Genomic DNA, 24,931 nt, shown 5'->3' with positions numbered 1-24,931 from the left:
GCCACAAGAGAGAAACGCCATGAAACGCACGCTGCTCCTCGGTCTACTCGCCAGCCTCTCCCTTGGCGCCCATGCCGCCTCCGTGGAGGTGCCGATCAACCTGGTGAGCGCTGACGGTGCGCCCCAGCCGATCGGCCAGGTGACCATCAGCGAATCGGCCTACGGCCTGATTTTCACGCCTCAACTGAGCAAGCTGCCCGCTGGCATCCACGGCTTCCACGTGCACGAGAACGGCAGTTGCGATGCTGGGGTCAAGGATGGCAAGAAGGTCGCCGCACTGGCCGCTGGCGGGCACTTCGATCCGGCCAAGACCGGCAAGCACCTGGGCCCCTACGGCGACGGCCACCTCGGCGATCTGCCGGCGCTGTACGTGACCACCGATGGCAACGCCACCTATCCGGTGTTGGCCCCGCGTATCAAGAAAATTTCCGAGATCAAAGGCAAGGCCCTGATGGTCCATGCTGGCGGCGACAACCATGCCGACATGCCCATGCCCTTGGGCGGTGGCGGCGACCGCATGGCCTGCGGCGTGATCTGAATCCGCGTGGCCGGGCGTCAGTAGTCGCCACGCTTGCGAAATGCCCAGCGCCCGGCCAGCACCGTGAAAGTGAACACCAGCGCCACCAGCACCCAGAATCCATTGGGATCGTCGGCCAGCGGAATGCCGCCGACGTTCATACCGAAGAAGCCGGCGATGATGTTGATCGGCAGCGCCAACACGGTTACCACCGTCAAGGTGAACAGCGTGCGGTTGTTGTCCTCGGTCAGCTTGGCGGCGATTTCTTCCTGCAACAGCTTGATGCGCTCCACCAGCGCGGTGAGGTCGTTGATGATCACCGCGAACTCCTCGGTGGCCGCACGCAACTGCCGCATGTCCTGCTCACGCAGCCACTCCGGCGGCCGGTTGAGCAGTCGCAGCAATGAGCCGGGTTCGAGCGCCAGCAGCCGCTGCAACCGCACCAGCGCCCGACGCAGGGTACTGAGCTCGGCGCGGTTGACACCTAGGCGCTGGGACAGCAACTGATCCTCGATACGGTCCACATGCAAGGTGGTTTCACGTACCACCTGGGTAAGCAGGTCGCCCTGATCGCCCAATAAGTGAATCAGCAACTCGACGGTCGAGTCGAAACGCTCGCCGCGCTTGACCGACGAGCGCAAGGTATCCACCGACTGCAGCGGATGCAGGCGCGCACTGACCAACAGGCGACGGCGCGCGCAGGCCCACAATGTCGACACCTCGGAGGACACCCGCCCGAAGCTGAACACCACGTCGTTGACCACGGCCAGCAAGGCTGCATCGGTGTGCTCGATGCGCGTGGAGCGGGAGCCCTCGCGCAGGGTCTCGAAAAATGTCTCCGGCAACGCCAGGTTGCTGCGCATCCAGCGTTCGCACGAGGCGTGGGCAAGGTTCAAGTGCAGCCAGAGAAAATGCTCGGAGTCGTCGTCCTCCTGCATCAGATACACGGCCTGATTGGCGTCGATCTCGCGTCCTGGCTCGCCGGGACGGAACACGAAACCGCAAAGCAGGCCATGCAGCTCTGTCTCCTGGGCACCGTGCGCGGCGCCTGCCAATGGGCGAGTCTTGTCGGATGAGGATGAATGATGTGTGGGCAAGGTGAGGCCCTGGCGCGGTGGAGGATGGCGTGATCATAGGTAAGCCAATATGACGATCTTGTGACCATGTACTGATCTTCATCCAGCCGCCCACACCGTCATTCTGGGGCCGCTGGGCGACCCCATCCTCCGGGAAGCCTCAGGCTGCCTTGCGTCCCTGGGCGATCGCCTGCGACGCCGCCAGCATTGACCGCAGCAGCACGGCGCAACCGGCTGCCAGATCTTCGGGCGCAGCGTTCTCGATCTCGTTGTGGCTGATGCCGTTCTCGCACGGCACGAAGATCATCCCCGCCGGGCCGAGTTCGGCCAGGAAGATCGCGTCGTGCCCTGCCCCGCTGACGATATCCATGTGCGACAGGCCCAGGCTTTTCGCCGACTCACGCACCGCCTCGACACAGCCCTTGTCGAAATACAGCGCCGGGAAGTCGGCGGTCGGCGTCAGCTCGAAGCTCAGCCCGTGTTTCTCGCACGTGCGCTCGATGACTTCGCGCACCTCGGCGATCATCGCGTCCAGCCGCTCGCCCTGCAGATGACGGAAGTCCAAGGTCATGCGCACTTCACCCGGAATCACGTTGCGCGAGCCTGGGTAGGCCTGCAGACAGCCGACCGTGCCACAGGCATGCGGCTGGTGACCCAGGGCGGCGCGGTTGACGGCCTCGACCACTGCCGCCGCCCCCACCAGTGCATCCTTGCGCAGGTGCATCGGCGTCGGCCCGGCATGCGCCTCGACGCCGCGCAGGCTCAGGTCGAACCACTTCTGCCCCAGGGCGCCGAGCACCACACCGAGGGTCTTGTGCTCGTCTTCCAGAATCGGGCCCTGCTCGATATGCGCCTCGAAGTAGGCGCCCACCGGATGCCCCAGCACCGCACGCGATCCGGCGTAGCCGATCGCCTGCAACGCCTCGCCGACGCTGACACCCTCGACATCGCGTTTGGCCAGCGTTTCCTGCAGGGTGAACTTGCCGGCGAAGACCCCCGAACCCATCATGCAGGGCGCGAAGCGCGAGCCCTCTTCGTTGGTCCAGACCACCACCTCCAGAGGCGCCTCGGTTTCCACGCCCAAGTCGTTCAAGGTACGGATGACCTCCAGGCCCGCCATCACCCCGAAGCAGCCATCGAACTTGCCGCCGGTGGGTTGGGTATCGATGTGACTGCCGGTCATCACCGGCGGCAGGTCTGGGTTACGCCCGGGACGCCGGGCGAATACGTTGCCCACCGCATCGACGCTGACGCTGCAGCCGGCGGCTTCGCACCACTGCACGAACAGGTCACGGGCCTGGCGGTCGAGGTCGGTCAGCGCCAGCCGACAGACCCCGCCCTTGGGCGTTGCGCCCAGGCGTGCAAGGTCCATCAGCGACTGCCACAAACGGGCGCTGTCGACATGGCGGTCGGTGGAATTCAGCACATGCTCGATCGGTTTCATCGCAAGTCTCCTCAGGCGTTTTCTTGTTCTCAGGGTTCAAGGCAGTGGCTTGACCAGCGGCGCCGGCCCACGCACCGCGACTCGGCCCAGGGCGTAGTACAGGCCGGCACCGAGCAGCGATCCGGTGAACCAGCCGTAGTCGTAGAACCAACTGAAGCGGCTGTTGCCGATCGACATCAGGGTCAGCGCCACGGGCACCGCGAAGGCCAGGAAGCCGGCACGGTTCCATGCGGGGTACACGTCATCGCGGTACAGTCCGGCCAGGTCCAGGCGTTGCCGACGCACCAGGAAGTAGTCCACCACCATGATGCCGGCGATAGGCCCGAGCAGGCTTGAATAGCCCAGCAGCCAGTTGGAATAGACCGTCTCCAAGCTGATATCGGAGACGATCCAGCCCAGCTTCTTGAACAGTTCGTGGGCCATCAGCGCCAGGCCGATCAACCCGGTGAGCCAGACCGCGCGGCTACGACCGATCAAACGCGGAGCAATGTTCTGAAAGTCGTTGGTGGGCGACACCACGTTGGCAGCGGTGTTGGTGGCCAGGGTCGCCAGCACGATCAGGGTCATGGCCACCGCCACCCAACCAGGGCTTTGGATCTTACCGATCAGGGTCACCGGGTCGGACACCGTCTCCCCCACCAAGGAAGCGGAGGCGGCGGTCATGATCACCCCCAGCGAGGCGAACAGGAACATCGTCAGCGGCAGGCCGAAGATCTGCCCCAGCACTTGGTCTTTCTGGCTGCGGGCGTAGCGGCTGAAGTCGGGGATGTTCAGTGACAAGGTGGCCCAGAAGCCGACCATGGCGGTGAGTCCGGCGCAGAAGTATCCCACCACGCTGGCGCCCTCCGGACGCTTCGGCGGCTGGGCCAGCAGTTCGCTCATGGACATGTGCGGCAAGGCCCACACCAGCAGCCCCACCCCTACGGCAACCAACAGCGGTGCCGCCAGGGTTTCGAGCAGCTTGATCGACTCGGCACCGCGCAGCACCACCCACAGGTTCAGCGACCAGAACAGCATGAACCCGATCACCTCACCCGTGCCGCCCAGGCTCTTCCAGCCCTCGAACAGCGAGCCAAGCAACAGGTGGATGGCCAGGCCACCGAACAGGGTCTGGATGCCGAACCAGCCGCAGGCCACCACCGCCCGAATCAGGCACGGCACGTTGGAGCCGAGGATGCCGAACGAAGAACGTAACAGCACCGGAAACGGAATGCCGTACTTGGTTCCGGGAAACGCATTGAGCGTCAGCGGAATCAGCACGATGAGGTTGGCCAGCAGGATTGCCAGCAACGCCTCGCCAACGCTCAGACCGAAATAGGCCGTCAGCACCCCACCCAGGGTGTAGGTCGGGACGCAGATGGACATGCCGACCCACAGGGCGGTGATGTGCCATTTGTTCCAGGTGCGCTGGTGCACCTGGGTCGGTGCGATGTCGTGGTTATAACGGGGGCTGTCGAGTACATCGCTACCGGCTGCCAGTTCGTACAGCCCGTGATGTTCGATCACCTGCGATCTGCTCTGTTGCATGGGGCCTTCTCCAGAATTGTTCTAGTTATTCGCTCATCGGCTGATTCGATGGCCGGAGTAAACACATCACCAGTACTGCACCTCCGGTCCGGCCTGGCGGTGGGGCCGCAGTCAAGATGCGTGCCGAACAGGCGGGGGCACCACGCTCGGCCACTGCCAACTGGAGGTAATTCACTGATCTGCAAGGCATTGATCGACGACGCTCGACGACACCGGGGTTACCGGGTTCTGTCGATACGCTCGTCTCGGGCCGGCCCTGGCCCCTGCACCGGTATCACCCTGGTGCAGCCTGGTTTTTTTCGGTGTGGTTCGCACCGACTCGCCAGGTTTCAAACGGCTGATTTCGCATGGAAAATCTTGACCAGATTTCGATCTTGTCAAGTGCGTCAAAATGGTGAGAACGTGCCCCAGATTGGGGATTTATGATTTTTATTGTTGTTTTTCAATGAGTTATCAACAGAATAAGCTTATGAATTATTTTCTTGATCAAACGACGATCAGCATCTAGATTCCAATCTTGTCATGCGTGACAGGATTGCCCTGCACCCTCGAAACGCTGGCACTCACAATTTCAAGAACCGGCAAAACGACCGGTCAGCCTGCGAGGAAGACGGCATGTCCCTGTTGATCCGTGGCGCCACCGTGGTCACCCACGAAGAAAGCTTTCGCGCTGATGTCCTGTGTGCAGATGGTCTGATCCGCGCCGTCGGCCAAGACCTCGAAGCCCCCGGCGGTTGCCAGATTCTCGACGGCAGCGGCCAGTACCTGATGCCCGGCGGCATCGACCCCCACACCCACATGCAATTGCCGTTCATGGGCACCGTGGCCAGTGAAGATTTCTTCAGCGGCACCGCCGCAGGCTTGGCTGGCGGCACCACCTCGATCATCGACTTCGTCATCCCCAACCCACAGCAATCGCTGCTCGAGGCCTTCCACACGTGGCGCGGCTGGGCGCAAAAGTCGGCCAGCGACTACGGTTTCCACGTCGCGATCACCTGGTGGAGCGAGCAGGTCGCCGAAGAAATGGGTGAACTGGTCGCTCGGCATGGCGTGAACAGCTTCAAGCACTTCATGGCCTACAAGAACGCCATCATGGCCGCCGATGACACCCTGGTGGCCAGCTTCGAGCGCTGTCTGCAACTGGGCGCCGTGCCGACCGTGCATGCAGAGAACGGCGAACTGGTGTTCCATCTGCAGAACAAGCTGCTGGCCCAAGGCATCACCGGCCCCGAGGCGCACCCGCTGTCACGTCCGGCGCAGGTGGAGGGCGAAGCGGCCAGCCGCGCGATCCGCATCGCCGAGACCTTGGGCACGCCGCTGTACCTGGTGCACATCTCCAGCCAGGAGGCGCTGGACGAAATCGCCTATGCCCGCGCCAAGGGTCAGCCGGTGTACGGCGAAGTGCTGCCGGGCCACTTGCTGATCGACGACAGCGTCTACCGTGACCCTGATTGGCACACAGCCGCCGGCTATGTGATGAGCCCACCCTTCCGCCCCCGCGAACATCAGGAAGCACTGTGGCGCGGCTTGCAGTCGGGCAACCTGCATACCACCGCCACCGACCACTGCTGCTTCTGTGCCGAGCAGAAAGCCATGGGCCGCGACGACTTCAGTCGCATCCCCAACGGTACCGCGGGTATCGAGGACCGCATGGCGGTGTTGTGGGATGCCGGGGTCAACAGCGGTCGTCTGTCGATGCACGAGTTCGTCGCCCTCACCTCCACCAATACGGCGAAGATCTTCAACCTGTTCCCGCGCAAAGGCGCGATCCGCGTTGGCGCCGACGCCGACCTGGTGCTGTGGGATCCTGAGGGCACCCGTACCATTTCGGCCACTACCCACCACCAGAAGGTCGACTTCAACATCTTCGAAGGCCGCACCGTGCGCGGCATCCCCAGCCACACCATCAGCCAGGGCCGGGTGCTCTGGGCCGACGGCGATCTGCGCGCCGAACCAGGTGCGGGCCGCTACGTGGAACGACCGGCCTACCCCTCGGTGTACGAGGTACTGGGTCGGCGAGCCGAACAACGGCGGCCGACGCCGGTTCAGCGCTGAAGCCGCAGGGCTGACCTGCAGCGTCCGACAATAACGACTCAGAAACACCTGTTGACTGCCATCCCCTGAACGGACGGGCGAGTAACCGCCGCCTGTACCCATAAAAAAAGAGAGAGGCTACAACCGTGATCGACACCCTGAACCACCTACCACGTCCCAGAGCCGGCGCCGACCAGCTCGACACCGCCTTCAGCGACCTCGCCCCGCCCCTGACTGCGCGCCAGGCCGCCGTGGAAAGCGCGCGCTGCCTGTACTGCTACGACGCACCGTGCGTCAACGCTTGCCCGAGCGAGATCGACATTCCGTCGTTCATCCACCGCATCAGCGACGACAACCTCCAGGGCGCCGCCGAGCGAATTCTCTCGGCCAACATTCTCGGCGGCAGTTGCGCGCGGGTTTGCCCCACGGAAATCCTGTGTCAGCAGGCTTGCGTGCGCAACAACGCCCAGGAGTGCGCCCCCGTGTTGATCGGCCAGTTGCAACGCTATGCACTGGACAACGCCCACTTCGCCGCCCACCCGTTCCAGCGCTCGCCGGCCACCGGCAAACGCATCGCCGTGGTCGGCGCCGGTCCTGCAGGACTGTCCTGCGCGCATCGTCTGGCGCTGCACGGGCATGAGGTCGTGGTGTTCGAGGCCCGCGAAAAAGCCGGTGGGCTGAATGAGTACGGCATCGCCCGCTACAAGCTGGTCGATGACTATGCCCAGCGCGAAGTGCAGTTTCTGCTCGGCGTAGGCGGTATAGAAATCCGCCACGGGCAGCGCCTCGGAGACAACCTGAACCTGGGCGAATTACGCGAGCAATACGACGCTGTATTTCTCGGCCTCGGCCTGAACGCCGTGCGCGAGCTTGGCCTGGCCGATGAAGATGCGCCGGGCATGCTCGCCGCCACCGACTACATTCGTGAACTGCGCCAGACCGACGATCTCAGCCAACTGCCTCTGGCCGAGCGCTGTCTGGTGATCGGCGCCGGCAACACCGCCATCGACATGGCCGTACAGATGAGCCGGCTGGGCGCGCGCGACGTCAACCTGGTATACCGCCGCGGCGTCGCCGACATGGGGGCCACCGACCACGAACAGGCCATTGCCAAGGCCGACCAAGTACGACTGCACACCTGGGCGCGTCCCGAGGCCGTGCTGCTCGACGAACAGGGCCGGGTCCGGGGCATGCGTTTCGTTCGTACCGCGTTGGTCGAAGGCCGTCTGACCGACACCGACGAGACCTTCGAGTTGGCCGCAGATGCGATCTTCAAGGCCATCGGCCAAGGGTTCGACCACGCCGGCCTGGCCGACCCGATTGCCGCGCAACTGGCACGCGACGGCGAGCGCATTCGCGTCGACGCGCAGATGTGCACCAGCCTGCCTGGCGTCTACGCCGGCGGCGACTGCACCGCGCTGGGCCAGGACCTCACCGTCCAGGCGGTGCAACATGGCAAGCTGGCCGCCGAAGCCATCCATGCCCAACTCATGCTCAACGTGGAGGCTGCGTAAATGGCCGACTTGTCCATCGAATTCGCCGGCATCAAGGCACCCAACCCGTTCTGGCTGGCCTCCGCGCCGCCCACCGACAAAGCCTACAACGTGATCCGCGCCTTCGAGGCCGGTTGGGGCGGTGTAGTGTGGAAGACCCTGGGCGAAGACCCCGCTGCAGTCAACGTGTCGTCGCGCTACTCCGCGCACTTCGGCGCCAACCGTCTGGTGCAGGGCATCAACAATATCGAGCTGATCACCGACCGTTCGCTGGAGATCAACCTGCGTGAGATCACCCAGGTGAAGAAGGACTGGCCGGACCGTGCGCTGGTCGTCTCGCTGATGGTGCCGTGCGAGGAAGAGCGCTGGAAGTTCATCCTGCCGCTGGTGGAAGCGACCGGCGCCGACGGCATCGAGCTGAATTTCGGCTGCCCCCATGGCATGCCCGAGCGCGGCATGGGCGCGGCGGTCGGCCAGGTGCCGGAGTATGTGGAAATGGTCACACGCTGGTGCAAGACCTATTGCTCACTGCCGGTGATCGTCAAGCTCACCCCGAACATCACCGACATTCGTCAGTCGGCGCGGGCGGCCCATCGCGGGGGCGCGGATGCGGTGTCGCTGATCAACACCATCAATTCGATCACCAGCGTTGACCTGGAACGCATGGTCGCTCACCCCATCGTCGGCGATCAGAGCACTCACGGCGGCTACTGTGGTTCGGCGGTCAAGCCGATCGCGCTGAACATGGTCGCCGAAATCGCCCGCGACCCCGAAACCCGTGGCCTGCCCATCTGTGGTATCGGTGGCATCGGCACCTGGCGAGACGCCGCCGAGTTCATCGCCCTGGGCAGCGGCGCGGTGCAGGTGTGCACGGCCGCGATGCTGCATGGCTTTCGTATCGTCGAAGACCTGCAGGACGGTCTGGCGCGCTGGATGGACCAGCAGGGACACCGCAATTTGGAGGCCTTCCGGGGTCAGGCGGTGGCCCACACCACCGACTGGAAGTTCCTGGACATCAACTACAAGTCGGTGGCGCACATCGATCAGTCGGCCTGCATTGGCTGCGGACGCTGTCATATCGCCTGCGAAGACACTTCGCACCAAGCCATCGCCAGTACCCTGCAGGCTGACGGTACTCACACCTACAGCGTGATCGAGGAAGAATGCGTCGGCTGCAACCTGTGCCAGATCACCTGCCCGGTGCAGGACTGCATCGAGATGGTCGCCCAGGACACCGGCAAACCGTACTTGAACTGGACCCAGGATCCACGCAACCCCTACCGTGAAGCGAGCTGACATCGCTCACCCTGCAAATGAGCCCGCTCCGTCGAGTTACAGGGGCGGGCCGCCCAGTGCAGGTGCGACTTCAGTGACCTTCACCGCTAGGGCTCCAGGCCGATCCCCCGCAGAATCACGCCAGTCACCGTTTGCACGGACCGCTCGAAGGCCATGTCCGAGAGCGGCTCGCCGTCGTTGAGCAACGCCACCTGATAGCCGAAGTCGGCGTAATGCTGAGTCGAGGCCCAGATCATGTAGAGCAACGCCGACGGCTCCACCGGCAGAATGAGCCCCTGCTCCACCCATCGGCGAATCTTGGCTTGCTTGAGCTGTGCCCACGGCACCAGCGACTCGCCCAGGCTGTCACCTAGCAGCGGCGCCCCATGCAGGATTTCCTCGGCCCAGACTTTCGAACCCAGCGGACGCGAACGCGAGTGGCCCATCTTGGCGCGGATGTAGCTGGTCAGCACAACGCGCGGGTCGTCGAAACGCTCGAAGCACAGCGCATCCTGCTTCCACACCTCCAGCAAGTCCTGCAGCACCGCGCGGTACAGCTCGTCCTTGGTATTGAAGTAGTAGTGCAGGTTCGAGCGCGGCAACTGCGCACGCTCGGCAATATCGGCCATGGACGTGACGCCGTAGCCTTGCTCGGCGAATACCTGCTCGGCGGCCTGGAGAATCTTCTCGATGTTGCGACGGCGGATCTCGATCTTGTGGTTGGCCATGGGGCGTCCGAAACGGCTTTAACCGGCCAAGGCTACCACGCAGGTTCATGTGGCGCGCCCTGCAGATCGCCGACTGTGCTTCGTCCTCCAGTTGCAGCGTCACAACCCCGCCTTCGTTCTGGAATCTCCTTGCCCATGCGTCAGACTCTTCCCCTTTCCCTGCTGGCCCTGTGGGTCAGCGCCACCGCCCAGGCCGCGGAGCCCATCGAGCTGGGCCAAGTGCTGATCCAGGACCAGGAGCACGCCGAGCTGCAGGATGCCGCCGCACGCCTGCACGAGATCCCCGGTGCCAGCAACCTGGTGGACATGGACAGGGTCGACCAGGGGCGCGTGGCCAGCAACCAGGATGTGCTGGCCTATCAACCGGGCGTGTTCGCCCAGTCGGCCGGCAACGATGGCATCAAGCTGTCGATTCGCGGCTCCGGCATCAATCGCGCACCGGGCGCCCACGGCTCTGGGGTCTACACGATGTTCGACGGCTTGCCGCTCACAGGGCCAGGCGGTACGCCCTATGAGCTGTTCGAGCCGCTGTGGCTCAGCCGTGCCGAAGTCCTGCGCGGGGCCAACGGTTTCGATCGAGGCGCCCTGGCCTTGGGCGGAGCGATCGATTACGTCACCCACACCGGGCAGGATGCCGCGCCTCTGCAGGTCCGCTACGAGGCCGGCAGCCGGGGCTATCAGCGCCGGCACATCAGTTCCGGACAGGTGCTGGGCGATCTGGACTACTACGTAGCCCTGACCGACGCCGACTACGATGGCTATCAACGCCACAGCAGCGGCAGCGCCAAAGGCATCGCCGCCAATATCGGCTACCGCTTCAACCCGAACCTGCAGACCCGCTTCTACCTGCGCTACCGGGAGACCGAAAACCAGCTGGCCGGACGCCTGACCAAGGCGCAGATCAAGCACGATCCGCGCGCCGCCAATCCGGGCTATCTGGCACGCGACGACAGTCGACCTCAGCCGGGTAGCACCTGGGTCGGCAATAAAACCACCTTCTTCCTCGACGACGACTCACGCCTGGAAGCGGGGCTGGTCTACCACGACTATCCCATGGACCTGCGCGAAGGCCCGATGCGCCTGAAGGTGGCCTACACCGACGTCAGCGGTACGCTCAACTACATGCGCCGCGACACACTGTTCGGCCTCGACAGCAAAACCACCGTCGGCTGGCGCACCACCAAGCATCTGCCCAACAGCGGCGCGTCGCAGTTCGTGCGTAACGGCGATGTCTTCGGCCCACGCAGCCGCGATTTCAGCTACCAAGGCTCGGATACCGTCCTGCATGCAGGCAACGACCTGGAACTGCTGCCCGACCTGTGGCTGACCACCGGCCTGGCGATGATCTACACCCGCCGGGAGAGCGCGGTCAGCTACCCGGCCAATGGCGGCAAGGTCAGCCAACACGACTGGGACTACGCGCCACGCGTGGGCCTGCGCTACGACATCGATCCACAGACCCAGGTCTACGGCAACCTCAGCCGCTCGGTAGAGCCACCGCACCCCTGGTCGCTGATCTGGAGTTCGACGGTAGCGACTCAGCCAATCACGCTGCAGAACCAGACCGCCACCACCCTCGAGCTCGGCGCGCGCGGCGATGCGGCGCTGGGGCACTGGGAGCTGGCCTGGTACTACTCGCAGGTCCGCCACGAACTGCTTGCGGTGGAAATCGTCCCAGGTCAGCCGTTCAAAGAGTTCAACGCCAGCGCCACAGTGCATCAGGGCATCGAGGCCGGGCTGGACAGCCTGCTCTGGCAGCGGCCTGGGGCCGGTCAGTTGTCGCTGCGTCAGGCCTACACCTTCAGCGATTTCCACTACCGCGACGACGACCGCTTCGGCGACAACCGCCTGCCCGGGATCCCCATGCACGCCTACCAGGCCGAGCTGCGCTACGACTGGCCGAACGGCTTCAATGTCGGCGTCAATACGCAGATCGCCTCCAAAACACAGGTGGACTATGCCAACAGCTACCACGCCGATGCCTACGCGCTGCTCGGCGCGCGGCTGGGGTGGGACTCGCCCAAACGCGATTGGCAGACCTGGCTCGACCTGCGCAACCTCACCGGACAGCGCTACGCCGCCACCGTGACACCTGGCTTCGATGACCGCGGCAGCGACATGGCGCGCTCGACGCCAGGCGAGGGGCTGGCTGCTTACGTGGGTGTTTCTTACACCTTGAAATAAGAAGCGGACACTTGCCGACACTTCATGCAGCCGTTGATTGCTGGGAACAGGCCTCAAAGGCTGTATGAACAACGGCAAAATTTCCAATTTCGACGGCTTATACGGAAGAACCCTACGAACATCGAATGAAAGCTCTTTCCGCTGATTGTCCGTTAACGACCGGCACAGGCCTTTGAAACGGCCGACGTCTGCCCACCTAAACGCGTCCGCTTGAAAAACCGTCGTCAAGCGCTGCAATTGTGACCCCTGGTGTCATCACGCAGCCGCCCCGCCCGTTGCCGTCTATGAACACAGCACATGACTGGGGAACACTGTGTCTGCGGGCCATCCGGCACCGCCAAAGACACTCACTGTTCTAGGAGTTTCATCATGGGATATCTCTTTCGTGGTCTGAGCAACAAGCTGAACGAGCAAGACGCCGAGCGCGTCGAGCAACCTGTCGAACAGGCCACAGAGCAGCGCGAAGCCCTGCAACTGGCCGAGCATGAGCAGGTTGAGCTCAAAGGCGAATAACCTTGCCTGCAAGGCGGCCCTCCAGCCGCCTTGCCCCCAGGAGTCGCCATGGATATCACACAAGTCGCTGAGCGGGAGTTGCCTCTCGCCTTGGCCAGCCAGCGCATAGACGAGCAACTGCGGCAGTTGTCGCTCAGCGTCCATGAGCAATGGAGCGGCACCAACGTGGGCTCGGCACGCGTCACCCTAAGTCGTCACTGCGGCGCCAGTAGCCAGGGTTGCGGCAAAGGTCTTGAGGCAGAAGCGCGGGTTGGCGCACGCTTCGAAGCGCTGGAACACTTCCTCGAGCAGCACCACGTACGCGCGACCCACCTCAGCGTGGCTGCCCGTTTGGCGCGCATGCCAGCACTGCAGCAGGACATACTCCAGCCCTGGCTGGCCGAGCAGCCGGAAAAAACACTGGCTTGCCAGGCCTACCATGATCTGGACGGGGAATGGCTGTTCGACTATCCACTTGCCCTCAGCTTGCCTGATCATGCCGACCACCCTCTACCCGGCGAGACCTTCGACTACCGCGGTCTGCGGCGCTACAGCAGTAACGACGGTGCAGCCATCGGCGCGACCTACCTGGAGGCGGTGCTACACGCGCTGAACCAAAGCATCGAGCGCGACGCGCTGTCACTGTTTTTTCTACGTCACTATTTCTATCGGCAGCCCTCGCTGCTGCGCTGGGTCAGCAAACCAGACCCCAGCTGCGCCCTTGGCCACCTGTGGCGGCAAGCCGAGCAGTGCCTTGACGCGCAGATTCGAGTGCTGGACATCAGCAGCGAATTTGCCAGCCGCACCTACCTCGCACTTCGCATCACAACGGAGACGACGTTGCATGGCGCCTTGTTTGGTGCCGGTGCATCGCTCGACCCCTGGCATGCGGTGCGCCGAGCAGTCACAGAGCTGGTTCAGGTCCAGCTCAACAGCCAGGTTGCAGAGGCCAAAGCCGAGCTGACGCTGGCTGAGCAACAGCTACGCCCGTTCCCGCGCTTGCACGCGTGCCTGCAACTCGACCTCGGCACAGTGCATCAAGCAGCCGGCGAAGTCGTGCCGCTACCTCCAGCGCCCCCATTCACGACGGTCCGTGAGCAGGTAGCACAGCTGTGGGCGGACCTGCGAAGGCATGGCCAACACGCCGGTGTTTGCGAGGTCTTTCGAGGCCAGAACGGCATAAGCCTGGTCAACGTGGCCATTCCCGGCCTTGAGCGTTTTCACCTCGTGTGCAGCGGAAATGTGGTCTGTCCCGGTCCTAGAGGCCGTTCTCTACAAAACCGAACACGGTGAGTCCCGTCATGCAAAAGCACTACGCCGAACGCGAATGCTGGATAGCTCGTCACCTACCGGCCTGCACTCCCGAGCCAGGCACCGTAGCATTCTTCGAAGAGCCTATGGGGCACGGCCTGAATAACCTGTTCGTGCTTCAGCTGGAAGGCGTCAACTACCTCGGTCGCAAGCTGTTGGACGAAACAGGCGCGCTGGGTAGCCTCCTCAGCCCAAGGATGCTGTTAGGCCCCTTACTCAAGGCCAGACACACCCACCATTGCCTACGCCTGCACTACACCGCCCTGAGTCTGGAAGAAAAGCACCGTGTCTTCGTCCAGGCTTCATGCAGTCCCGACGCAACGGTCCACTTCCCCTTCCCTGTGCTCGACGAACACGGCAATGAGCAGGTGGCACCCTTGTCGTTCTGGGATGACACGCGACGGCTGGCTCGCCACCTGGATCCCCAGGAGACGCATTTCCGGCAGCACTGCCTCGGGTTACTGTCGAAGCGCCTTGCACCGGGGGCAGTGGTCTACGATCCGGCGTGCTCGACCGGCACGTTCATCGCCAGTCTCGCGGCAGGCTTGCCGCACGTGCAGTGTCTGGGAAGCGATATCTCGGCTGCCATGATCGACCATGCACGCGCGCAGCACGTGCATCCTAATCTGCGCTTCGCACTGACCGATGCAGTCACCCCGGCAATTGCACCCGGGCGATGCGATGTCCTGGTCCTGCGTTTTCTCAATGCCGAAGTCATGCGCCAGCATGAAGCTGTGCACTTGTTCGAACGCCTGGTTCCACTGGTTCGGTACGGCGGGCTGGTGATTGTGTTCGGACATACGCCCGTGCTGATTCCCATGAAAGCCGAAGCCAGGCGCCTGGGTCTGAACATGACAGGCGCCCTCGCCCGATGCCCCCATACCCAGGCGCTGTTCCAGCTCTTTACGCTGGAACGGTCCTGATTCGGCTCACGACGGCAACTGTACCTGTGGCGTGGTCTCGGTGAAGATGGTCCAACTGGCGATGAACAGGGCAGCGATCAGTGGCCCGATCACGAAACCATTGAGCCCGAATACCGCCAGCCCACCGAGGGTCGATACCAGGATCAGGTAGTCAGGCATACGGGTGTCCTTGCCCACCAGGATCGGCCGCAGCACGTTGTCCACCAGCCCAATGACCAGCGTGCCGAATGCGGCCAATACGACCCCTTGCCAGATGGCGCCCGTGAGCAGGAAGTACACCGCAACCGGCCCCCAGACGATGCCAGCCCCCACCGCAGGCAGCAGCGAAAGGAATGCCATCAACACCGCCCAGACCAGCGCACTGGGAATGTCCAGCGCCCAGAAGATGAAACCACCCAGGGCGCCCTGAGTGATCGCCACCAGCAGGTTGCCTTTGACGGTCGCACGCACTACACGGTTGAACTTCAGTTGCAGGCGGCGCTTCTGCTGCTCGGGCAGAGGTACAGCCTGACGCACCTTGCGCGCCAACTCCGGCCCCTCGCGCAGGAAGAAGAACAGCAGGTAGAGCATGATGCCGAAGCTGACCAGGAAATCGAAGGTGCCCTGGCCAAAACTGAAGGCCTGGCTGGCGAGGAACCGGCTGCCCTGGGTCGCCCATTGGGTGATCTTCTCGCGCAGACCGTCGAGGTTGCCGACACCCAGGCGGTCCAGCCCGTTCTGCGCGAAGTGCGGCAGCATGTCGCGACCGCGCTCGACGTAACCGGCGATGTCCAGTTGGCCACTCTCGATGCGCTGGTACAGCGTCGCGCCCTCCTGCACCAACAAGGCGCTGATGACGATAACGGGCAGAACCGCGATCAGCAAACAGATGGCAAGCGTCGCGCACGCGGCCAGATTACGCCGACGGTTGAAGCGAATAAGCAGATTGCGCTGCAGGGGCGCAAACAGAATGCCGAGGATCACGCCCCAGAAGATGGCGCCATAGTAAGGCAACAGAATCCACACGAAGGCGATGGTCACCAGCGCCAGCAAGACGGCCAGTGCCCGATTTTGTAGAGCGGTTTGATTCATGGGGATTCCTCGGTTGTCCTGGACCTTAGTGCGCAGCGCGCAGGCAAAAGTGCCATCAGGCGCTTGATTCAGATCAACACGCCACGGGCGCCCTATCGCTAGCATTCGCGCCTTTTGCCCCGGTGCGTCCATGAACTCTCTTGCCAAGCCTGAATTGCTCGCCCCTGCCGGCTCGCTCAAGACGTTGCGCTATGCCTTCGCCTACGGTGCAGACGCGGTCTATGCCGGCCAGCCGCGCTACAGCCTGCGGGTGCGCAACAACGAATTCGACCATGCCAACCTGGCCGTGGGCATCCAGGAGGCGCATGCCCTGGGCAAGCGGTTCTACGTGGTGGTCAACATCGCGCCGCACAATGCCAAGCTCAAAACCTTCCTCAAGGATCTCGAGCCGGTGATCCAGATGGCACCCGACGCGCTGATCATGTCCGATCCCGGCCTGATCATGCTGGTGCGTGAACACTTCCCGCAGATGCCGGTGCACCTTTCGGTGCAAGCCAACACGGTGAACTGGGCCAGTGTCGTGTTCTGGCAGCAAATGGGGCTGAGTCGGGTGATTCTGTCGCGCGAGCTGTCGCTGGAGGAGATCGAGGAAATACGGCGGCAGGTGCCTGACGTGGAGCTGGAAGTCTTCGTACATGGTGCGCTGTGCATGGCTTACTCCGGTCGCTGCCTGTTGTCGGGCTACCTGAACAAGCGCGACGCCAACCAAGGCACGTGCACCAATGCGTGCCGCTGGAAGTACCAGGCCACCGAAGCCTGCGAAAACGTCACCGGCGAGATCGTGCGTACGGTCGAGCCTACGCTGGGCGTTGGCGCGCCCAGCGATCAGGTCTTCCTGCTCCAGGAACACAACCGGCCAGATGAGCAGATGCCGGCATTCGAGGACGAGCACGGTACCTACATCATGAACGCCAAGGACCTGCGCGCCGTTCAGCACGTCGAACGCCTGACGCAGATGGGCGTGCACTCGCTGAAGATCGAGGGCCGCACCAAATCGCATTTCTATTGCGCGCGTGCCGTTCAGGCTTACCGAAAGGCCATCGACGATGCGGCGGACGGACGGCCATTCGACCGCGGTTTGATGGACGATCTCGAATCGCTTGCCCAGCGCGGCTACACCGAAGGGTTCTTGCGCCGACACGTGCACGATGAGTATCAGAACTATCAACGCGGCCATTCGGTTTCAGAACGCCAGCAGTTTGTCGGTGAGTTGACTGGCCAGCGCGTCGACGGACTGGCTGAGGTCAAGGTCAAGAACCGTTTCACAGTGGGCGACACGCTCGAGCTCATGACCCCTCGCGGCAATTATCATTTCGACCTCGATCGTCTGAGCGATCGCCAGGGCAATGCCATCGATGTCGCCCCAGGAGACGGGCATGTGGTGTACCTGCCGGTGCCCGAGCAGGTGCCGCTGGAATTCGGACTGCTGATGCGCGACTTAGGCGAAGCACAAGAATACGCCTGACAAAACTGTCATCTGCGCTTCAGGCTAAGGTCAGACAAGGCGCTGCATGCTCGACAGTTACATGATGCTAGCGCGCGCAATGCAGGCGCATTGATCAAGGAGTGTTTTCATGCTGAACAAGCACCTATTGGCGTTCGTACTGCTGGCCTGCGGCGGCCTGGCCCAGGCCTCCGAGGTCGTCGATGTCTACCGCGACCCGAACTGCGGTTGTTGCAAACAGTGGATCGCCCACCTGCGCGACAACGGTTTCACGGTCAATGACCATGTCGAGCCGAACATGAGCGCGGTGAAACAGCGCCTTGGCGTCGCACCCAGACTCGCCTCGTGCCATACCGCAGTGATCGACGGCAAATTCGTCGAGGGCCATGTGCCCGCCGAGCAGGTCCGCCTGCTGACTCAGCGAGACGATCTGGTGGGTGTGGCAGTGCCGGGAATGCCGATCGGCTCCCCGGGGATGGAGATGGGCGCGCGTAAAGACGCTTACCAGGTGATCGGCCTCACGCGCGAGGGTCGGGACACCGTGGTCGCCGAGTACTGATGATCAGTTTAGGGGCCCTGTTTCTCAGCGCCTTCGGTGCTGCCACGCTGCTGCCGCTGCAGTCCGAGGCCGTGCTGGTCGGCTTGCTGCTGCGCGATCCTGACGCCTGGCTGCTCCTGCTGCTGGTGGCTACCTTCGGCAATGTGCTCGGCTCGGTGGTCAATTGGCTGCTGGGCCGGGCAATCGAACGCCTGCGTGATCGACGCTGGTTCCCGTTCAGCGCCACTCAGTTGCAACGCGCACAATGCCACTACCAGCGCTGGGGACAGTGGTCGCTTTTACTGAGCTGGGTACCGGTGATCGGCGATCCACTGACGCTGGTTGCGGGAATCCTTCGCGAGCCGTTCTGGCGCTTTGTGTTACTGGTGACCCTGGCCAAGGCTGGTCGCTACTGGGTTCTGATACTGATTACCCTGGGCTGGTTTCACACCGGGTGACACCTTTGTCCGCTGCGCAGGTCAACCGACTGCTACAGTCGCTGCTTCCTACATGACCGAACTCGGAGTCTTCGCCATGCTGCGCATAACCGCATTGACCTTGGCATGCCTGGCCGGCGCTCCGGCCCTGGCCGCTGAATCCGTCACCTACGGCAAGCAGCTCGAAGGCTTCGCCTACCCTCATCCATTGCAACATTTCAACTTCAGCTCACAAGGCCAGACCGTGCAGATGGGCTACATGGATGTACCCGCCCGAGGTCATGCCAATGGTCGCAGCGTGCTACTGATGCATGGCAAGAATTTCTGCGCCGCCACCTGGGAGTCCTCGATCGACGCTTTGAGCAAGGCCGGCTATCGGGTCATCGTTCCCGACCAAATCGGTTTCTGCACCTCCAGCAAACCCGCGTACTACCAGTACAGCTTCCAACAACTGGCGGATAACACCCATGCGCTGCTCGAACGCTTGGGGATCGACAAGATCAGCCTGGTAGGCCACTCCACGGGGGGGATGCTAGCCACCCGCTATGCCCTGATGTACCCACAGCAGGTCGAGCGCCTGGCCATGGTCAACCCCATCGGCCTGGAAGACTGGAAAGCCCTGGGTGCGCCTTACCGCACGGTAGATCAATGGTACGAACGCGAGCTCAAGCTCAATGCCGAGGGCGTGCGCAATTATGAACGCACCACCTACTACGCCGGGCGCTGGAAGCCCGACTACGAGCGCTGGGTAGATATGTTGGTGGGCCTGAACCAAGGACCAGGACATGAAGCGGTGGCGTGGAACTCTGCGCTGATCTACGACATGATTTTCACGCAGCCGGTGGTCTACGAGTTCAAGAACCTGCAGATGCCGACGCTGCTGATGATCGGCGACCAGGACACCACTGCCATCGGCAGCGACATCGCACCGCCCGAGATCAAAGCCAAACTGGGCCACTATGCGGTACTGGGCCCTCAGGTGGAAAAGCTGATACCCCAAGGCAAACTGGTGACCTTCAAAGGCTTGGGTCACGCGCCGCAAATCGAGGCGCCCGAGCGCTTTCACGACGCGCTGATCGACTGGCTGCGATAGGTCCTCAGGCGAAGCGCTGCAACTGCATTTCCTGCAAGCGACTCAAGGTTCGGCGGAAGGCGAATGACAGGTAACCTTCGGTATACAGCGCCTCGAGCGGCACGGCAGCCTCCAGGTACAAGGCGATTCGCCGGTCGTAACATTCGTCGACCAGTGCGATGAAGCGCCGCACACTGTCATCACGCGGTGACAGCGCCGGCAGCTCGCGGTCGCCAGCGATCACGCGCTGCGCGGCATCTTCCGTCCCTCGGGCGATACGCCCGGCGCGCTGTTGGCCACCCAGTGCGGGCACGGCGCTGACCAGAATCGCGCTATAGCGATCGCACAAGGCCATGAAGTCCGTCGCCGCCAAGGCTTGATCGCACAAGTGCGAGAAGTCGCACCAGATCACCCGCTCACTGCGACGAATGACCGTGACGTGCCGTGTGCCGATCTGCAGCGGTAGCTCAGTCGCCGTTTCGCCGGCGCTCAGTTGACAGAACACGGCCGCCAACGCAGAGGCGGTGCCTGCCTCGCTCACCCAGTAACGCTGCAACTGCGCGCCGGGATGCAGCCGATGGTCCTGATCGCCAGCCACCGCCACCCGTTGCATATGCTGCTCGATCGCCGCAATCGCCGGCAGGAAGCGCTCGCGGTTGAAGCCATCGGCATAGAGCTGATCAGGCGGTTGATTGGAGGTCGCGACCAGCACGACACCTTGTTCGAATAGCGCCTGGAACAGGCGTCCGAGGATGATCGCATCACCGATATCGGTGACGAACAGCTCGTCGAAGCACAACACACGAATGTCCTGCGCCAACGCCTGAGCCAGGGCCTGTAGAGGATCGGCGATGCCCACGAGCTGGAACAGCCGCTGGTGCACCCAGGCCATGAAGTGATGGAAATGCTGACGCCGCGACGGTACTTCGAGGCAGCGATGGAACAGGTCCATGAGCCAGGTCTTGCCACGCCCCACCGGCCCCCACAGATAGACGCCTTGGACGGCACGTCCTTGCTGGACGGCCTCGAAACAGCGCTCAAGGGCGCTGACCGCCGAGGCCTGCGCGGCATCGGCGACGAAGCCCTCGCGTTGCAGGGCTTGGAGGTAGAGCGCAGCGGGCGTCATGGCGGCATGCCTGGGCAAAACCGCCATGATAGTGCAAGCAGCGTTGGCGTGGGGCCGCCGATCAATCCTTGCTCAAGCCCACCTTGAGTAGCGCGCCATCCTGGGCATCGGTCAGCACATAGAGATAGCCATCAGGGCCAACCCGCACGTCACGAATTCGCGCCTTGAGCTCGCCAAGCAAACGCTCTTCGTGGACCACGTTGTCGCCGTCGAGCTGGAGACGGATCAACTCCTCAGTGGCCAAGGCCCCTATGAACAGATTGTGATCCCACGCCTTGAAGGTGGGGCTGTCGTAGAAGGCCATACCACTGATGCCGGGTGATTTCTCCCAGACGTGGTGTGGGTCTTCCATGCCATCGACATGCTTGCCCTTGGCCTCGGGAATCGGCAACAGGGAATAATCGATGCCGTGGGTGGCAATCGGCCAGCCATAGTTCTTGCCCGGCTGAGGAATATTGATTTCGTCGCCACCGCGCGGCCCATGCTCATGTGTCCAGAGCTGGCCCGTCCAAGGATTGAGCGCCGCACCCTGCTGGTTGCGGTGGCCGAACGACCAGATTTCCGGCCGCACATTTTTCTGACCAACGAAGGGGTTGTCCTTGGGTACTTCGCCATCGGGCAGGATTCGCACCAACTTGCCTTGCAGCTTGTCCAGGTCCTGGGCAGTGGAGCGCTGATTGTTCTCGCCCAGGGCGATGAACAAGTAGCCGTCACGGTCGAACACCAACCGGGAGCCGAAGTGATTACCCACCGAGAGCTTCGGTTGCTGGCGGAAAATCACGTTGAAGTTCTCCAGGCGCGATCGATCCTGGGACAACTGCCCCCGACCAACCGCCGTACCGGCCTTGCCGTCCGCGCCCTCCTCGGCATAGGACAGGTACACCGTCCGGTCTTTGGCGAACTCAGGTGAAAGGGCAACATCCAACAGGCCGCCCTGCCCTTGCGCCCAGACCTTCGGCACGCCCGACAAGGGTGGGCCGACCTTGCCTTCGGCATTGACGATGCGCAGATTACCTGGCTGCTCGGTGATCAGCATGTCCTTGCCACCAGGCAGGAAGGCCAGCGCCCAAGGGTGGTTGAGGCCGTCGGCGACAGTGCTGACTGTCAACTCGCCTTCTTCACTGGGCAAGCGCTGTTCGGCAGCGGCCTGCGCCAGTAATGGAAACAGTGCAGCAGCCGCCAGTGTGGTCATCCAGGTACGTGGGGTCATAGGGAATTCCTTCCAGAGGGATTCAAGGCGTGCGTTGCGAGTCGCGTGGAGGCCGACGGGGCTCCAGGTTCGGTGTCTGCTGCTGACGACGCAGGTTGTCACCATTGCCGATGCCGCGGTTTTCCAGCGTCGGGGCACGTTCAACAGGTGCCGTCGAGGGCCCCTGTACCGGGGGCGTAGCCGGCACGCTGCCCTGGCGACTGTTGGGGTTGGCGCGCTGGATCGGACTGTTGTAGGGGTTGTTCGAGTCACTGGCGGCCAGCAGGGGGAGTTGCACAGGGGCAGCCTGTACCGGCAGACACAGGAGCAGGCTGGTAGCCAAGAGCGGCAGTGTAGGTTTCATGCTTCACCTCCGGTACGAAAATTCGCGACCAAGCGTTGGATAGCCTAAGTCTCGACAGGTTCGCCAAAAAAGCATGAAGCCGTATTGAGTTGATTCGCGATGTTTCAGCTAGGCAGGTGGGCACCGCGAGCCCCCTGCCTTGACCAGACGCGTGCAGCCGGTCAGTACGCCAGACTCCAGGTCAGGCTGTAAGTACGGCCCCTGCCTTGGTAATCGTACAAGTAGGCAGGGCCGTAGGTCGGCGAATAGAACAGCGTCGCCCGTTGGCCCCATACCGTGCTGTATTGCTTGTCGAACAGGTTCTGGATACCCGCACTGAAGGTCCCGAAGCCGGTTTCCTGGCTGCCCAGTAAATCGAAGGTGGTGTAGCCGTCGATCTGATGGTCGGCATCGTCCTTGAGCGTGAAGGCCCTGTTGGCCTGCAGACGCGCGCTGCGCCCATCGCCCTTCCAGCCGACGAACGCCGTAGACTTGGAGAGCGAGGCGTAACGCGCATCACGCTTGTTCCAGCCGCCGTTGGCCGCCTCCTCCTCCGAACGTACCAGGTGCAAGGTGCCGCCAGCCTCCCAGCCGCTGTCGAAGTGCCGGGTCAAGGCACCTTCGAAGCCGAAGTCGCGACTTTTCTGCTCATCGACATTGATGGTCAAGGTCTGCTGGTCGACGTTGATGATCTTGTCCGACCAGATGTAATACAGCGCCGCCTGGGCATCCCATTGCAGATCGCTGTAGCGCCAGCCCATCTCGACCTGGCGACTCTTGATGCCAGCCAGGGGGTTGTCGGCCACGGACAGCCCTGGCTTGCCGTAGTACTTGGCCGGGTCTGGCAGATCGAACCCTTCGCCGTAATTGGTCCAGATCTGGTGACCGTTCTTGAAATCGTAGATCGCGCCCAGGTTGTACAGATTGACCTGATAGTCGTTGCTACCGCCCGGCACTCGTTTGAAGTCCCCCACGTCCACGTCCATCTGCTGACGCCGAGCGCCGCCGGATAGCGTGAGGTTATCGGTGAGGCGCCAATCGGCCTGGGCATAGAGCGAGACACCGTCGACCCGATAACTGGGATAGCGCGCCGCCTTGCTGGCCTTGTCCAGGTCGAGACCGCCGCTGTTCGATGAAGTCAGCGCATCGAAGGTGGTCTGCTCGGCGCTGAAGCGCTCGCGATCGATATCGACGCCGTAGGTCAGCTTCAAGCGATCCCATTGCTTGGAGAACAGCGCCTTGAGGCTGCTGACCTCGAAATTCTGCTGCGAGGCTGCGAAGTACACGCCGCGCGATCCACGCGGCGAGCCGGCGTTGTAATACGGGAACGGGTAGAAGTTGTCGTTTTCCTTGCGATACGAGGCCTGCAGGTAGAAGTCCTGGCCAAGCACGTCGCTATGGTGATAGTTGGCGTTGAGCAGCAGGCGCCGGGTACGCGGTTGCAAGTCGGAGGAATAGCCACCGCGCAATTGCGCGTCTTCCAGATCCGACGGCGCGTTGTGCTTGAGGTTGGGGAAGAAAATGCCCGTGCTGCCTGTGTTACCGGAGTCGTAGTACTGGGCAAGAAACTCCAGGCTCTGTTCGTCGTTCAGTTGCAGGCCGAGTGTGCCCAGCAGGTCGAGGGTGCGGTTGTACTGCAGATCGGTCTGCGTGTTGTCGATGAAGATCTGCTTGCCCGCGCCATCATAGAAGGCCTGGTTCTGCTCACCGGAGATACCCAGACGGGCGCTGATCCGCTCGTTACCACCACTGATCGACTGAGCGATGCGGGTCGCCAGGTCGTCGCTGTTGTTGAAACCGCTGCTGGCACCGATCTGCGTCTCGAAACGCGCCGGCCCCGGTTCTCCCTTCTTGGTCACGATATTGATGATTCCACCGGTGGCACCGCCGCCATAGAGGGCGCTGGCGCCGGAAAGCACCTCGACGCGCTCGACGTTGAATGGCGAAATGCTGTCGAACTGACGCGAAAGACCACGTGAGCTGTTCTGACTGACACCGTCGATCATCACCAGCACATTGCGCCCACGCATGTTCTGGCCGTAATTGGTGCGGCCTTCCGGCGCCAAGTCCAGGCCAGGGACGAGCTTGCCAATCGCCTCCTTGAGGCTCACGCCGCTGTCGATCTGCTCGCGCAGTTGCTGTTGATCCACCACCCAGACAGTACCGGGGATTTCACTGATCGCAGTGCTGGTGCGAGAGGCGACACTCACCTCGATGGGCTTGAGGTTGATGCTCTGCGGCGCTACGTCGGCCCTGCGCAGTGTGACGGTGCAGGCATCGTTGAACTGCCAGTCGATACCCGTACTGGCCAGCAGCAACTGGAGCGCTTGGTTGATGGTGTAGCTACCCTGCAGAGGTGGTCCGTCCAAACCAGCGACATCGGCCGTGGTGTAGAGCACATGCAAACCCGCCTGGTCGGCAAATGCGGTCAGTGAGCGATCCAGCGGTTGCGCGGGCAGGTCGAGCCGAACTTGGCGTGACTGCACCTGGGCACTGTCGAGGGACTCGGCAGCCAGCAGCGGCAGCGGGCCTGCCAGCGACAGCACGGCGCTGCAGGATGCCAGGACATGTTTGAAACCACCGCCGCAGCGGTTCAGGGAGTTGAGCGTGGCCTTCACAAGTGAGCTTCCAGGCGAGTCGAGGGGGGTGTACGGATCAGTCCCCCTACGACGATCTGGCCAGCGGAAACTTGCAGCAGGAAATGAAA

General features: G+C 62.8%; 21 protein-coding genes. 12 read left to right on the top strand and 9 right to left on the bottom strand.

Annotated elements, in window-relative coordinates; genetic code table 11:
• Positions 1-19 precede the first annotated feature (19 nt).
• The gene (sodC, locus tag NJ69_RS05380) at positions 20-538 is read left to right on the top strand and encodes a superoxide dismutase family protein (RefSeq protein ID WP_039576844.1); all 519 of its coding nucleotides are present in this window, start codon (positions 20-22) and stop codon (positions 536-538) included.
• Between the two features lie 17 nt (positions 539-555).
• Here sodC and NJ69_RS05375 read toward each other — a convergent pair whose 3' ends face one another.
• The 3 genes from NJ69_RS05375 to NJ69_RS05365 all read right to left on the bottom strand — a co-directional run bounded on the left by NJ69_RS05375 (position 556) and on the right by NJ69_RS05365 (position 4,564).
• The gene (locus tag NJ69_RS05375; RefSeq protein WP_039576841.1) at positions 556-1,572 is read right to left on the bottom strand and encodes a transporter; all 1,017 of its coding nucleotides are present in this window, start codon (positions 1,570-1,572) and stop codon (positions 556-558) included.
• 181 nt (positions 1,573-1,753) lie between these two features.
• A complete protein-coding gene (locus tag NJ69_RS05370; RefSeq protein ID WP_039576839.1) occupies positions 1,754-3,037 on the bottom strand; it encodes a Zn-dependent hydrolase in 1,284 nt (427 codons plus the stop codon).
• Between the two features lie 36 nt (positions 3,038-3,073).
• Positions 3,074-4,564, bottom strand: coding sequence for an NCS1 family nucleobase:cation symporter-1 (locus tag NJ69_RS05365; RefSeq protein WP_039576836.1), 1,491 nt, complete (start codon positions 4,562-4,564; stop codon positions 3,074-3,076).
• Positions 4,565-5,179: 615 nt separating this feature from the next.
• Here NJ69_RS05365 and hydA point away from each other — a divergent pair.
• From hydA to preA, 3 genes are all read left to right on the top strand, one after another.
• The gene (gene hydA / locus NJ69_RS05360; RefSeq protein WP_039576834.1) at positions 5,180-6,619 is read left to right on the top strand and encodes a dihydropyrimidinase; all 1,440 of its coding nucleotides are present in this window, start codon (positions 5,180-5,182) and stop codon (positions 6,617-6,619) included.
• Between the two features lie 125 nt (positions 6,620-6,744).
• Positions 6,745-8,112 (top strand): NAD(P)-dependent oxidoreductase, encoded by a 1,368-nt coding sequence (locus tag NJ69_RS05355; RefSeq protein WP_039576832.1) that lies wholly within the window; start codon positions 6,745-6,747, stop codon positions 8,110-8,112.
• Complete coding sequence (gene preA, locus NJ69_RS05350; RefSeq protein ID WP_039576829.1) at positions 8,113-9,387, top strand: NAD-dependent dihydropyrimidine dehydrogenase subunit PreA; 1,275 nt, start codon at positions 8,113-8,115, stop codon at positions 9,385-9,387. It abuts the gene before it with no gap.
• A gap of 86 nt (positions 9,388-9,473) precedes the next feature.
• Here the strand turns inward: preA and NJ69_RS05345 are convergent, their stop codons facing one another.
• Entirely contained in the window at positions 9,474-10,094 is a 621-nt protein-coding gene (locus NJ69_RS05345; protein ID WP_039576826.1) for a TetR/AcrR family transcriptional regulator, read from the bottom strand.
• Between the two features lie 135 nt (positions 10,095-10,229).
• On the opposite strand from NJ69_RS05345, the gene NJ69_RS05340 reads away from it, so the two are divergent.
• The 4 genes from NJ69_RS05340 (at position 10,230) to NJ69_RS05330 (ending at position 15,004) form a co-directional block, all read left to right on the top strand.
• Positions 10,230-12,278 (top strand): TonB-dependent receptor family protein, encoded by a 2,049-nt coding sequence (locus NJ69_RS05340; protein ID WP_039576823.1) that lies wholly within the window; start codon positions 10,230-10,232, stop codon positions 12,276-12,278.
• A gap of 369 nt (positions 12,279-12,647) precedes the next feature.
• On the top strand, positions 12,648-12,791 hold the full coding sequence (locus tag NJ69_RS22610; protein WP_155290516.1) for a hypothetical protein: 144 nt from the start codon (positions 12,648-12,650) through the stop codon (positions 12,789-12,791).
• A gap of 48 nt (positions 12,792-12,839) precedes the next feature.
• Positions 12,840-14,063 carry a YcaO-like family protein gene (locus NJ69_RS05335; RefSeq protein ID WP_039576820.1) on the top strand — a complete coding sequence of 408 codons (1,224 nt, stop codon included), beginning with the start codon at positions 12,840-12,842 and terminating at the stop codon, positions 14,061-14,063.
• An 8-nt stretch (positions 14,064-14,071) separates the two neighbouring features.
• The gene (locus NJ69_RS05330) at positions 14,072-15,004 is read left to right on the top strand and encodes a class I SAM-dependent methyltransferase (protein WP_039576817.1); all 933 of its coding nucleotides are present in this window, start codon (positions 14,072-14,074) and stop codon (positions 15,002-15,004) included.
• Positions 15,005-15,010: 6 nt separating this feature from the next.
• Here the strand turns inward: NJ69_RS05330 and NJ69_RS05325 are convergent, their stop codons facing one another.
• Positions 15,011-16,075, bottom strand: a complete 1,065-nt coding sequence (locus NJ69_RS05325) for an AI-2E family transporter (protein WP_029613120.1) — start codon at positions 16,073-16,075, stop codon at positions 15,011-15,013.
• 130 nt (positions 16,076-16,205) lie between these two features.
• Between NJ69_RS05325 and yegQ the strand changes: the two genes are divergently transcribed.
• The 4 genes from yegQ (at position 16,206) to NJ69_RS05305 (ending at position 19,587) form a co-directional block, all read left to right on the top strand.
• Entirely contained in the window at positions 16,206-17,540 is a 1,335-nt protein-coding gene (gene yegQ, locus NJ69_RS05320; RefSeq protein WP_039576813.1) for a tRNA 5-hydroxyuridine modification protein YegQ, read from the top strand.
• A 109-nt stretch (positions 17,541-17,649) separates the two neighbouring features.
• Positions 17,650-18,078 (top strand): DUF411 domain-containing protein, encoded by a 429-nt coding sequence (locus NJ69_RS05315; RefSeq protein WP_039576811.1) that lies wholly within the window; start codon positions 17,650-17,652, stop codon positions 18,076-18,078.
• Positions 18,078-18,515, top strand: a complete 438-nt coding sequence (locus NJ69_RS05310) for a YqaA family protein (protein WP_039576808.1) — start codon at positions 18,078-18,080, stop codon at positions 18,513-18,515. The genes NJ69_RS05315 and NJ69_RS05310 overlap by 1 nt, the downstream gene beginning before the upstream one ends.
• Positions 18,516-18,591: 76 nt before the next feature.
• Positions 18,592-19,587, top strand: coding sequence for an alpha/beta fold hydrolase (locus NJ69_RS05305; RefSeq protein WP_039583110.1), 996 nt, complete (start codon positions 18,592-18,594; stop codon positions 19,585-19,587).
• A 4-nt stretch (positions 19,588-19,591) separates the two neighbouring features.
• On the opposite strand, the gene zapE is transcribed toward NJ69_RS05305, so the two are convergent.
• From zapE to NJ69_RS05285, 4 genes are all read right to left on the bottom strand, one after another.
• The gene (gene zapE / locus NJ69_RS05300; RefSeq protein WP_080754717.1) at positions 19,592-20,692 is read right to left on the bottom strand and encodes a cell division protein ZapE; all 1,101 of its coding nucleotides are present in this window, start codon (positions 20,690-20,692) and stop codon (positions 19,592-19,594) included.
• Between the two features lie 61 nt (positions 20,693-20,753).
• The gene (locus tag NJ69_RS05295; RefSeq protein WP_039576803.1) at positions 20,754-21,902 is read right to left on the bottom strand and encodes a PQQ-dependent sugar dehydrogenase; all 1,149 of its coding nucleotides are present in this window, start codon (positions 21,900-21,902) and stop codon (positions 20,754-20,756) included.
• Positions 21,903-21,924: 22 nt separating this feature from the next.
• Positions 21,925-22,245: a hypothetical protein gene (locus NJ69_RS05290; protein WP_039576800.1), complete on the bottom strand. Its 321-nt coding sequence runs from the start codon at positions 22,243-22,245 to the stop codon at positions 21,925-21,927.
• Positions 22,246-22,406: 161 nt separating this feature from the next.
• A complete protein-coding gene (locus NJ69_RS05285; protein ID WP_039583109.1) occupies positions 22,407-24,821 on the bottom strand; it encodes a TonB-dependent siderophore receptor in 2,415 nt (804 codons plus the stop codon).
• Positions 24,822-24,931 lie beyond the last annotated feature (110 nt).

It is taken from the genome of Pseudomonas parafulva (assembly GCF_000800255.1).
GTDB lineage: Bacteria > Pseudomonadota > Gammaproteobacteria > Pseudomonadales > Pseudomonadaceae > Aquipseudomonas > Aquipseudomonas boreofloridensis.
This window is presented reverse-complemented; position numbering and strand designations above follow the sequence as displayed.